The sequence below is a fragment of the Pseudomonas sp. TE6283 genome (assembly GCF_054060555.1).
In genome coordinates this window covers 1-12,945 of record NZ_JBSSDH010000041.1, presented here as the reverse complement: position 1 = coordinate 12,945, position 12,945 = coordinate 1, and the positions used below count along the sequence as shown (strand labels likewise).

The 12,945-nt window shown below is 68.7% G+C and carries 2 protein-coding genes; both read right to left on the bottom strand.

From position 1 onward, the window contains the following. The coding region (locus ACVWZ5_RS25420) for an amino acid adenylation domain-containing protein (protein ID WP_457340942.1) at positions 1-6,620 on the bottom strand (6,620 nt) is incomplete at its 3' end. Between the two features lies 1 nt (position 6,621). Then, positions 6,622-12,945: amino acid adenylation domain-containing protein (locus tag ACVWZ5_RS25415; RefSeq protein WP_457340941.1), on the bottom strand; the 6,324-nt coding region annotated here is incomplete at its 5' end.

The following is a 12,945-nucleotide window of genomic DNA, read 5'->3' as shown; positions in this document are numbered from 1 at the left end:
CGACCACCGTGCAGCAGCGCACCGAAGATCTCCCATACAGAGAAGTCGAACGCGTAGGAGTGGAACAGCGTCCACACATCCTGCGGGCCGAAGCCAAACCAGGCGTCGGTCGCCTTGAACAGGCGCAGCAGATTGTGATGCGGCAGCAAGGTACCTTTCGGCTTGCCGGTCGAGCCCGAGGTGTAGATCACATAGGCCAGGTTGTCCGGCTGGGTCAGGTGCTCGGGGTTTTCCTCGCTGTAGCCGGCCAGATCATCTTCCAGCTTCAGGCTGCGAACCTGCGCCGGTACGGGCAGAGCGGCCAGCAGATGCCCTTGCGTCAGCAGCAGTTGAATACCGCTGTCTTCCATCATGTAGCTCAGGCGCTCCTGCGGGTACTCCGGATCCAGCGGTACATAGGCGCCACCGGCCTTGAGAATCGCCAGCAGGCCGACGATCATCTCGAGCCCACGCTCCACCGCAATACCCACCAGCACATCCGGCCCCACGCCCTGCTCGCGCAGCTTGTGCGCCAGGCGGTTGGCGCGACGGTTGAGCTGGTCGTAGCTCAGCGATTGCCCGGCGAAAGTCACGGCGATTGCTTCAGGCGTACGCGATGCCTGCGCCTCGATCAGCTCATGGGCACACGCCATGCTCGGATAGCTGGCAATCACCTGCTCCGGATCGGCGCTCAGGGCAATCTCGCCCAAGGCCCGTTGCGGCGCGTCCGCCAGCCCTTCCAGCAGCTCGACGAAGTGCGTCGCCAACTGCCCGACAGCCGATTCGGCGTAACGGGCGCGATCGAACTTGAAGCTGGCCGACAACCTGTCGCCCACCTGTGCCACCAGCGTCAGCGGATAGTTGGTCTGTTCCTGGCTGACCACCTCGCCGAACGCCAGCTCCTGGGGTGCACCGGCCTGCAAAGCCTCGGACACCGGGTAGTTCTCGAACACCAGGATATTGTCGAACAGCGCCTCGCCGCTCCAGCCGGCCCAGCGCTGGATCTCGTACAGCGGCGTGTGCTCATGCTCGCGCAAGGCCAGGTTCAGTGCCTGGACCTGTTGCACCCACTCGTCAACACGCTGCTCGGAACGTGGGCTGGCGACCACCGGCAAGGTGTTGATGAACAGCCCCAGCTGCTCCTCGACGCCCGGCAGCTCGGCCGGGCGACCCGCCACGGTGGCACCGAAGGTCACGCTGGCCTGGCCGGTGTAGCGCTGCAACAGCAGCAGCCAGGCCGCCTGGACCAGGGTGTTGAGAGTGACCCGCTGCTCCCGGGCAAAATCGCCCAGGCGCTGGGTGCGCCGTGCATCGAGCGTAACCTCATGCTCGGCCTGCCCATGCCCCTGGGCGTCGGACCGCAAGGCCTGGGCCAGGCGCGTAGGCTCGTCCAGCCCGGCCAGGCGCTCGCGCCAGAAGGTTTCACTGGCCTGCTGGTCCTGATGTTGCAGCCACTGGATATAGTCGCGGTAACGGCTGGTCTTGGCCGTTGGCACGACACCGGCGTAACGCTGCAGCACCTCGCCGAACAGCCGCGAGCTGCTCCAGCCATCCAGCAGGATATGGTGGTTGGTCAATACCAGCTGGTAGTGCTGCTCGCCGGTACGGATCACCGCCAGGCGTAGCAGCGGACCGCTGGCCAGGTCGAAGCCGGCGCGCAGGTCGGCCTCGGCCCAGGCCTGCAACGCGGTCGGCAGGTCGGCCTGAGCGCGCCAGTCCAGCTCCACCAGTGGCAGACGCGCCTCGCGCAGGACAACCTGCAGCGACTGGTCGTAACCGCTGACGAAGCTGCTGCGCAGCACCTCGTGGCTGTCCAGGGTGGCCTGCCAGGCCGCGACGAAGCGCGGCACATCCAGGCCCTGCACCTCGACCCGCAGCTGGTTGATGTAGTTGCCCGCCGCCTGCTCGTAGAGGCTGTGGAACAGCATGCCCTGCTGCATCGGCGACAGCGGGTAGATGTCCTCGATATTGCCCGCCGCCACCGGCAACGCCGCCAACTGGCGCTGGTCGAGGCTGGCCAGCGGGAAGTCCGACGGCGTCACGCCCGCCACGCCCGGGGTGGTGCAGTGGGCAATCAGCTGGCGCAGTTCCTCGGCGTACTCGTCGGCCAGGCGCTGGATCTGCCCACGCTCGAACACCGCGCTGCTGAAGCTCCAGTCCAGGGCCAGTTCACCGGCGTAGACCTGGCCATCGATGCTGAGCAGGCTGCCCAGCGGCGCCTCCGGGCTCTGCCCCTGTCCCGCGCCTTCCGGCGCCGGGACGAACAGGCCCTGCTCGCTGTCGAAGCTGCCATCGAACTGCCCCAGGTAGTTGAATACGATGCTGCCCTGGGCCAGGGCGCCGAGGGCCTGGCGGGCCTGCTCGTCGCCCAGGTAGCGCAGCACGCCGTAGCCGATGCCCTTGGCCGGCACGGCGCGCAGCTGTTCCTTGACCGCCATGATCGACGCGCCCAGGTCGCTTGCCGGGGTCAGTTTCAATGGATACAGGCTGCTGAACCAACCGACCGTGCGGGTGATGTCGAGGTCGTCGAACAGGTCTTCGCGGCCGTGGCCTTCCAGGCGGATCAGCGCGTGCGCCTCGCCGGTCCAGCGGCGGATGACCCGGGCCAGCGCCGTCAGCAGCAGGTCGTTGACCTGGGTGCGGTAGGCGGCCGGCGCCTCCTGCAGCAGTTGCCGGGTCAGCTCGGCGTTCAGCTGGGTGCGCACCGAGATCTCATGTTTACGCTGCTGACCGCCCTCTGGGTTCGCCCCGGGCAGGACGTCGCTGACACCCTGCAACTGCGCCTGCCAGTAAGCCAGCTCGGCCGCCAGCGCGGGGCTGCGGGCATGCTCGCGCAGGTGCTCGGCCCAGGCCTTGAGCGAGCTGCTCTTGGCCGGCAGCACTGGCGTCTTGCCGGCCAACAGGGCCTGGCAGGCCGCCTGCAGGTCTTCGAGCAGGACGCGCCAGGACACGCCGTCGACCACCAGGTGATGGATCACCACCAGCAGGCGCTGCTGGCCTTCGGGCAGGTCGATCAGCACCACCCGCAGCAACGGGCCATGCTTCAGGTCCAGGCTGCGCTGGGCCTCGTCGGCCAGCTCCGGCAGGCGCGCGGCGTCGTCCAGCTGATGCACCCACAGCAACTGCTGCGCATCGACCGGCGCGAATTGCCCCTGCCACTGCCCCTGCTCTTCGCTGAACCGCAGGCGCAGGGCATCGTGCTGCTCCACCAGGAGCTTGAGCGCCGCCTGCAGCAACGCCACGGTCAACGGCTGGCGTGGGCTCAGCATCACCGCCTGGTTCCAGTGGTGACGCTGGGGAATCGCGGTATCGAAGAAGCGCGCCTGGATCGGCAGCAACGCCAACGAGCCGCTCACCAGCTCGACCACTTCGGCTGCCGGCTTCTTCTCGATCAGCTTGGCCACCGCCGCCAGTTGGCCGATGGTCTGCTTCTCGAACAGCTGCTTGGGGCTCAGCTTGATGCCCTGGCGCTTGGCCCGGGCGATGATCTGCAGGCTGAGGATGGAATCGCCGCCCAGCTCGAAGAAGTTGTCGGTGCTGCCCACCTGCTCGCGCTTGAGCACTTCGCACCAGATCGCGGCAAGTTTCTCCTCGATTTCGCCCACCGGCGCGGTGTAGCGCTGCCTGGCCACGCCCGGCTTGGGCAGGGCCTTTTTGTCCAGCTTGCCGTTGGCGGTCAGTGGCAGGCGCTCGAGCAGCAGCACCTGTGTCGGTACCAGGTACTCCGGCAGGCGCGCCTGCAAGGCCTGGCGCAGCGCCTCGGCCTGCAACTCGACGCCCGCCGCCGGTACGGCCCAGGCCACCAGTTGCAGACGCGACGGATCGCTGTCCAGGGGCAGCGCCAGCACCACGGCTTCGCCGACCCCAGGCAGGCCTTGCAGCACCTGGCCAACTTCGCCCGGCTCGACCCGGTAGCCGCGAATCTTCACCTGGTCGTCGCCGCGCCCCAGGTATTCCAGCACGCCCTGGTCCAGGCGCGCGCGGTCACCGGCACGGTACAGCCGCTCGCCACTCTGGCCAAAGGGGTCGGGGACGAAACGCTCGGCGGTCAGCCCCGGCTGGCCGACATAGCCCTGGGCCAGGCCCTGGCCACCCAGGTACAGATCGCCTGCCACCCGCTCGGGCAGCGGGTTGAGGTAGGCATCCAGCACCCGCGCCTGACCGTTGTCCAGCGGCCGGCCCACCGGCACGCTGCGCCAGCCGGGCAGGCGTTCGCCGACTTCGTGGGTGAGGATGCCCACGGTGGTCTCGGTCGGACCGTAGTGGTTGATGATCCGGCAGCCGGGCTTCAGACGCCGGACCTGCTCGATCAGGGCCCAGGAGCTGGCCTCGCCGCCGAGGATCAGCAGTTGCTCGGGCAACACCCGCTCAGGCTGCGCGGCCTGCAGCAGGCCTTGCAGGTGGCTGGGCACGATCTTCAGCACATCGACCCGGTGCTCGGCCATGTAGCTGGCAAAACCGTCCGGATCGAAGCCCTGGTCGTGGCCCAGCAGGTGCAGCAGCCGGCCCGAGGCCAGCGCGCCGAACAGCACGGTGTGGCCCAGGTCCGCGGCCACGGTGGAGACCATCGCCAGGCTGGCGCCGGGTTGCAGGTCGAGGCGCTGCAGCACGCCCTGCAGGTAGTTGGCCAGTGCGCCGTGGCTGATCACCACGCCCTTGGGCTGCCCGGTGGAACCCGAGGTGTAGATGATGTAGGCCGCTTGCTGCGGATCGATGTGTACCGCCGGTGGCTGGTCGCTGCGGTCGCCGTGCTGCGCTGCGTCAAAAGCCAGCGCCGGGCACACGCCCAGCCCCGCCGCCTGGGCGTCGCCAAAGGCGTGCACCAGCAGGCGCGCGTCGCTGGCCTGCAGCAGTTGCTGCAGGCGTTCGGCGGGCTGGCGGCTGTCCAGCGGCAGGTACACCGCGCCCAGTTTGAGCACGGCCAGCAGGCTGGTCACCCATTCGATGGAGCGCTCCTGGCACAGCGCCACGGTCATGCCCGGGGCGATACCCTGTGCCTGCAGATAGTGAGCGAAGCGGTTGGCTTGCTGCTCCAGCTCCGCGTAGCTGACCATGCGATCACCCGCGCGCAGCGCCGGCTGCTCGGCACCGGTATTCAGGCCCTGGCGCCACAGGGCGAGGAAGTCCGCCTGCGGCCAGCTGTGGGTGCTGGCCTCGACCTGCGCGGCCTGGGCATCGGGGTGTTCGCACAGCGCCGCCTCGGGGTGCTCGACGAGCGTGCGCAGCACCGCCTGGAACGAAGCGGCCAGGCGCTCGATGGTCGCGGCCTCGAACAGGTCCGTGCTGTAGTTGAAGTAGCCTTGCAGGCCGTCGGGGGTCTCGGTGAAATCGTAGGCCAGGTCGAAACGGGCATCGTTGCCTTCGACCGGGAAACCGCTGACGCTCAGCTCGCCCAGCGTCTGCCGGGCCTGGGCAGCAGCCTCGGTGTCGGCCATGTTCTGGTTGATTTTCACCTGGAACAACGGGTTGTGCCCCAGGTTGCGCTCCGGCGCCAGGGCATCCACCAGGTGCTCGAACGGCAGTTCCTGGTGCGACTGCGCGCCGCTGACCACCTGCTTCACCTGCTCCAGCAGGGCCGCGCCGCTCTGGCGCTCGTCCACCTGCACCCGCAGCACCTGGGTGTTGATGAAGAAGCCGATCAGGCCTTCGACCTCCTTGCGGTTGCGCCCGGCATTGGGCGCGCCGATGCGAATGTCGGCCTGGCCGCTGTAGCGCGCCAGGGTCACGGCCAGGGCCGCGAGGGTCAGCATGAACACGGTCTGGCCCTGGCTGCGCGCCTGGGCCTTGAGCTTGGCCGACAGCGCCGCCGGCACATCGCTGCGCAGGGTCGCGCCGCGGTAGCTGGGGTGCGCCGGACGCTCATGATCCAACGGCAGTTCCAGCACCGGGTGCTCGTCCCCCAGTTGCTGCTTCCAGTATTGCAACTGGCGCTCGCCCTCGCCGGCCTCGAGCCAGGCGCGCTGCCAGATCGCATAGTCGGCGTACTGCACCTCGAGCGGTGGCAGGTCGGCGGCGCGGCCCTGGGACAGCGCTTCGTACAGGTGCACGAACTCCTGCACCATCAGTTCGCCCGACCAGCCGTCGGAGACGATATGGTGCATGCACACCGTCAGCACATGTTCGGTGGGCGCCAGACGCAGCAACCGGACCCGCAGCAGCGGCCCGTCGAGCAGGTCGAAGGGCGCATCCAGTGCCTCACGCACCTCGGTGCGCAGGCACTGTTCGATGTCCTCGCCCGGCCCGGCCTGTACCTCGCGCACTTCCAGGCTCACGCCCGACTGCTCAAGGACCTGCTGGTGAAACTCCCCCTCCTCGGAGACGAAACGCGTGCGCAGGCTTTCGTGACGCCGCACCAGCGCGTCCAGAGCCTCGGCCAGGGCCTGCTGGTTCAGCGAACCGCTCAGGCGCACCGCCATCGGCACGTTGTAGAAGCTGCTCTGCGGCTCCAGCTGCCAGAGGAACAGCATGCGCTGCTGGGCATAGGACAGCGGGATGCGCGGGCTGTCGTGGCGGGTGACGGCGATCGGCAACAGGCGGAAGCTCTGCCCGGTCTCGCGCATCTTGTCGAGGATCTGCCGACGCTGCTCCAGGGCAAGGCCGACAAAGCGCTTGGCGATACGTTCTGCTGTGCTCTTGTCCATCTCAGACGCCCGCCATTTCATTCATCATTCTTTCGATATCGGACAAGCCGTCCTCGCTCAACGACAGGCCGGTGGAGGCACAAGCCTGGGCAAAATCATTCAATTGCGGTTTCTCGAATAGCAGGCGCAGCGGGATGTCGATCCCCAGGCCCGAGTTGATCTTGGAAATCAGCTGGGCCGCCAGCAGCGAATGCCCGCCCAGCTCGAAGAAGTCGTCATTCAGGCCCACCCGCTCGACCTCCAGCACCTCGGCCCAGAGCGCCGCCAACTGCTGCTCCAGTTCGCTGACCGGGGCCACGTAGGCCGACTGCGCCTGGCGGGTATCAGGGGCCGGCAGCGCCTTGCGGTCGAGCTTGCCGTTGGGTAGCAGAGGCATGCGCTCGAGCGGCACCAGGTACATCGGCACCATGTAGTCCGGCAGGCTGGCGCCCAGGTGAGCCTTCAGTTCGGCGCGCAGGCCGCCCTGCTCCTCGGGCATCGCGTTGGGCACCAGGTAGGCGGCCAGTTGCTTGCCGCCCGGGCCGTCGATATCGACCACCAGCACCTCGCGCACCGCCGGATGCTCACGCAGGCGCGCCTCGATCTCGCCCAGCTCGATACGGAAGCCGCGGATCTTGACCTGGTGGTCGATGCGCCCGGCGTACTCGACCAGCCCCTGTTCGCGATAACGCGCCAGGTCACCGGTGCGGTACAGGCGGGCACCCGGCGTGGTGGCGAACGGATCGGGGATGAAGCGCTCGGCGGTCAGCCCCGGGCGGTTGTGGTAACCGCGGGCCAGCAGCTCGCCACCCACCAGCAGCTCGCCGATGGCCCCTGGCAGGGCCAGGTCGCCGTCGGCATCCACCAGGTGGATCGAACGCCCGGCCAGGGCCTTGCCGATCGGGATCTGCACCGGCAGGGGCTGCTCGCCGGTGACATAGGCACTGCAGTCATGGCTCATGACGCTGACGGTAGCCTCGGTCGGCCCGTAGGTGTTGAGCAGGCGCACATGGCCGAGCCCGGCCTGTTGCCAGGCCAGCACACCGTCGGCGGCCATGGCCTCGCCACCCATGTGCACCTGGCGCAGCACGCCATAGTCGCGCGGGCCCTTGGCCGCGAAGTCCTTGGCCAGCAGGTACCAGTAGGCGGTCGGCAGGTCGGCGAAGGTGATGCCTTGGCTCAGCACTTCGCGGTAGAAGGTCTCGCTGTCCCACAGTGTCGGGCCGCGTACCACCACGCTGGCGCCGCAGATCAGCGCCGGGTACAGCTGCTCGACGAAGGCGTCGAAGTTGAAGGTGGAGAACTGCAGCACCCGGTCGGCCGCCGACAGCCCGCAGAAGCCCTTGGCGACATGGGCGTGCCGGCTCAGGGCGGCAGCGCTGATGCCCACGCCCTTGGGACGGCCGGTGGAACCGGAGGTGTACATGATGTACGCCAGGTTGTCGGGGTCGCCCAGCTCGGGCAATGCATGGCTCGGCCAGGCGTCAAGGGCCTCGCTGTCCAGGCACAGGCTGCGCACCTGCGGCGCCACCGCCAGGTCCTGCAGCTGCGCGCTGTGGCCGAGCAGCAGGACGATGCCGCTGTCCTCCATCATGTAGGCCAGGCGCTCGTGCGGGTAGTCGGGGTCCAGCGGCACATAGGCGCCGCCGGCCTTGAGCACCGCCAGCAGGCCGACCACCATGTCCAGGCTGCGCGGCAGGGCGATGCCCACGCGAACATCCGGGCCGATGCCTTCCTGGCGCAGGCGGTGGGCCAGCTGGTTGGCGCGCTGGTCCAGGGCCTGGTAGGTGAGCTGCTGCCCCTCGCAGATCAGTGCCGTGGCCCGCGGCGTGCGCGCGGCCTGGTCGGCAATCAGCTGCTGCACGGTGCGCTGGTCGGGATAGACGGCCTCGTGCCGGCTCCATTGCTCAAGGAGGGTCTGGCGCTGCGCTGCGTCCAGCAGCGGCAGCTCGACGATGCGCTGCGCCGGTTGGGTACTGACTGCCTGCAACAGGTTCAGCCAGTGCCCGGCCATGCGCTCGATGCTGGCGTGCTCGAACAGGTCGCTGACGTAGGTCAGGGTCGCGCCCAGGCCGTCCTCGCTCTCGAAGGTGTCGAGGGCCAGGTCGAGATGCGCCGTGGGGTTGTCCCAGGCCAGGCCGGCGATGCTCAGCCCCGGCAGCTCGCGGACATTCTCCGCACGGTAGGCCTGGTGGTTGAACATCACCTGGAACAGCGGGTTGTGGCTGAGGCTGCGCTCCGGTTGCAGCGCCTCGACCAGTTGCTCGAAGGGCAGGTCCTGGTGGGCCTGGGCCTGCAGGGCGGTGTGCTTGACCTGCTGCAGCAGCTCGGTGAAGGTGGTCTGCAGGTCGAACTCGGCCTTGAGCACCTGGGTGTTGACGAAGAAGCCGATCAGCCCTTCGGTCTCGGCCCGGGTGCGGTTGGCGATCGGCACGCCGACGCGGATATCGGCCTGGCCGGTCTGGCGGTGCAACAGGCTCTGGAACGAAGCCAGCAGCAGCATGAACAAGGTCACCCCTTGCTCGCGCGCCTGCGCCTTGAGCGCCTGGGCCAGGGCCGCCGGGACCTCGAGGGTCAGGCTGCGTCCGGCATGGCTCTGTACGGTGGGACGCGGGTGATCGGTGGGCAGCTGCAGCACATAGTGCTCGCCACCCAGCTGCGCCAGCCAGTAGTCCAGCTGGCGGGCCTGCTCGCCGGCCTCCATCCACTGGCGCTGCCAGGCGGCGTAGTCGGCATACTGCACGGCCAGGGCGGGCAGCTCGGGTTGCTGGCCCTGGCTCAAGGCCAGGTAGGCGTCGACCACTTCGTCGACCATGATCGGCATCGACCAGCCATCGGCGACGATGTGGTGCAGGGTCAGCACCAGCACGTGGTCGTCCTCGGCCAGGCGTAGCAGGCGTACCCGCAGCAGCGGCCCCTGGCTCAGGTCGAACGGGCGCTGCACTTCGCGGGCCACGCGCTCGCGAACCGCCTCGGCGCGGGTGTCCTGGAGCGACTCCATGACCAGGGTGAAGGTGCTCGCCGGGTGAATGCGCTGAAGCGCCTGCCCGCCCTCCTGGTGGAAAGTGGTGCGCAGGCTTTCGTGGCGGGCCACCAGGGCCTCGAACGCCTGGCGCAGCGCTTCCAGGTTAAGCCGGCCTTTGAGTCGCAGGGCAGCGGGGATGTGATAGGCGGCGCTGTCCGGCTCCAGTTGCCAGAGGAACCACTGGCGCTGCTGGGCATAGGACAGCGCCAGCGGCTGGCCGCGGTCCACCGGCAGCAACGCCGGAGCCAGGCTGGCACTGCCTTGTGCGGCGAGCGCGGCGAAGCCTTGCAGGTCCGGGCACTCGAACAGGCTGCGCAACGCCAGCTCCAGGCCCAGCCCCTGGCGCACCCGGGCAATCACCTGGGTCGCCAGCAGCGAGTGGCCGCCGAGCTCGAAGAAGTTGTCGTGCAGGCCGACCTGTTCGACCTTGAGCACCTCGGCCCAGATCGCGGCCAGGCGTTGCTCCAGCTCGCTGCGCGGCGCCACGTAGTCCGCTTGCGCCTGGCTGGCATCAGGCTTGGGCAAGGCCTTGCGGTCGAGCTTGCCGTTCGGCGTCTGCGGCATCGCCTCGAGGAACACCAGGTGCGCGGGCACCATGTACTCCGGCAGGCCGGCCTTCAGGTGGCGCAACAGGTCGGCACGCAGATCGTCACCGGCCTGCGCGCTCGGCACCAGGTAGGCCGCCAGTTGCTTGCCGCCCGCACCGTCGATGTCGATCACCAGCGCCTCGCGCACCCCCGGGTGCTCGCGCAGACGGGCGTCGATCTCGCCCAGCTCGATACGGAAACCGCGGATCTTCACCTGATGGTCGACCCGGCCGATGAACTCGATGACGCCATCGGCGCGCAAGCGCGCCAGGTCGCCGGTGCGGTACAGGCGCCCACCGGCACTGGCGCCGAACGGGTCGGGAATGAAGCGCTCGGCGCTCTGGCCCGGGCGGTTGTGGTAACCCCGTGCCAGCAGCTCGCCGCCCACCAGCAGCTCGCCGATCGAACCCGGCAAGGCCAGGTTGCCGGCCGCATCGACCAGGTAGACACTGCGTCCGGGCAGGGCCTGGCCGATCGGGATCTGGCCGGGCAAGGCGGCCTGGCCAGTGACATAGTCGCTGCAGTCATGGCTGGTGATGCACACCGTGGCCTCGGTCGGGCCGTAGGTGTTGACCAGCCGCACACCGGCCAGCCCCGCGGCGCGCCAGGCCAGCACGCCATCGGCGGCCATGGCTTCGCCGCCCATGTGCACGCGGCGCAGCTGGCCGTAATCCCGCGGCCCATGGGCGGCGAAGTCCTTGGCCAGCATGTGCCAGTAGGCGGTCGGCAGGTCGCTGAAGGTCACGCCCTGCTCCAGCACCTGGCGGTACCAGGTCTCGCTGTCCCACAGCGCCTGGCCACGCAGCACCACGCGGGCGCCGCAGACCAGCGCCGGGTACAGCTGCTCGACGAAGGCGTCGAAGTTGAAGGTGGAGAACTGCAGCGCCCGGTCCGCCGCCGTCAGCCCGAAGCGGCCGACGAAGCCCAGCACGTGCCCACGCAGGGCCGCGGCGCTGATGCCAACGCCCTTGGGCCGGCCGGTGGAGCCGGAGGTGTACATGATGTACGCCAGGTTGTCCGCCTGGGTCAGGTTGGCCAGGTCGTCCTCGACGCAGCCTTGCAGCCAGTCGTCACCCTGGTCCAGGCACAGGTTGCGGACCTCTGGGGCAACGTTCAGGCGCGCCAGCACGCCCGACTGGGTCAGCAGCAGGCGCAGGCCGCTGTCCTGGATCATGTAGGCCAACCGGTCGTGGGGGTAGTCGGGGTCCAGCGGCACATAGGCACCACCGGCCTTGAGCACCGCCAGCACGCTGACCACCATGTCCAGGCCGCGCTCGATGGCGATGCCGACCGGCACGTCCGGGCCGACACCGAGGGCGCGCAGCTTGTGGGCAATGCGGTTGGCGCGGCGGTTCAGCGCCTGGTAGGTCAGTTGCTCGCCCTCGCAGACCAGCGCCACGGCTTGCGGGGCCTGGGCGGCCTGCGCCTCGAACAGCTGATGCACACAAGGAGCGGCGCTGAAATCGGCAGGTTGTTCGGACCCGCTCGCCAGCTGCCGCTGTTGCTCGAAGTCCAGCAGCGCCAGGTCGCTGATCGCCTGCTGCGGCTGCCGGGCGATGGCGCGCAGCAGGACCAGCCAGTAACCGGCCAGGCGCTCGACGGTGGCGCGCTCGAACAGCTCGGTGACATAGGTCAGGCTTGCGCCCAGGCCGTCATCGCTCTCGAAGGTGTCCAGGCTCAGGTCCAACTGGGCGGTGTGGTTGTCCCAGGCCAGCCCTTCGACAGTCAGCCCCGGCAGTTGGCGGGCATCGCCTGCGCGGTAGGTCTGGTGGTTGAACATCACCTGGAACAGCGGGCTATGGCTCAGGCTGCGCTCGGGCTGCAGCGCCTCGACCAATTGCTCGAAGGGCAGGTCCTGATGGGCCTGGGCCTGCAGGGCGGTGTGCTTGACCTGCTGCAGCAGCTCGCCAAAGGTGGTGCGCAGGTCGAACTCGGCCTTGAGCACCTGGGTGTTGACGAAGAAGCCGATCAGGCCTTCGGTTTCGGCGCGGGTGCGGTTGGCGATCGGCACGCCGACGCGGATATCGGTTTGCCCGGACACGCGGTGCAACAGGCTCTGGAATGAAGCCAGCAGCAGCATGAACAGGGTCACGCCCTGTTCGCGTGCCGTGGCCTTCAGGGCCTCGGCCAGCTCGCGTTCGAGGGTGATGTCCAGGCGCTCGCCGACATGGCTCTGCAACAGCGGACGCGGACGGTCGAGCGGCAGTTCCAGCACTGGCTGCTCGTCGCCCAGCTGTCCGCGCCAGTAGTCCAGCTGGCGGGTCTGCTCGCCGGCAGCCATCCACTGGCGCTGCCAGGCGGCGTAGTCGGCGTACTGGAACGCCAGGGCCGGCAGTGGCGCGGCAGCGCCCTGGCAGTAGCCGGCATACAGGCGCACCACCTCGTCGACCATGATTGGCATCGACCAGCCGTCGGCGACGATATGGTGCAGGGTCAGCACCAGCACATGGTCGTCTTCGGCCAGGCGCAGCAGGCGGGCACGCAGCAGCGGGCCGTTTTCCAGGTGGAATGGCTGGCGGGCTTCTTCGGCCACCCGCGCTTGCAAGGCGTCAGCGCTGACCGCATCGACAGCCAGGTCGAAGTCGCTGGCCGGGTGGATGCGCTGCCAGGTCTGCTCGCCTTCCTGATGGAAGGTGGTGCGCAGGGTTTCGTGACGGGCGATCAGCGCGGCGAAGCTGCTGCGCAGGGCCTCGATGTTCAGCTCGCCCTTCAGGCGCAGGGCCGAAGGGATGTT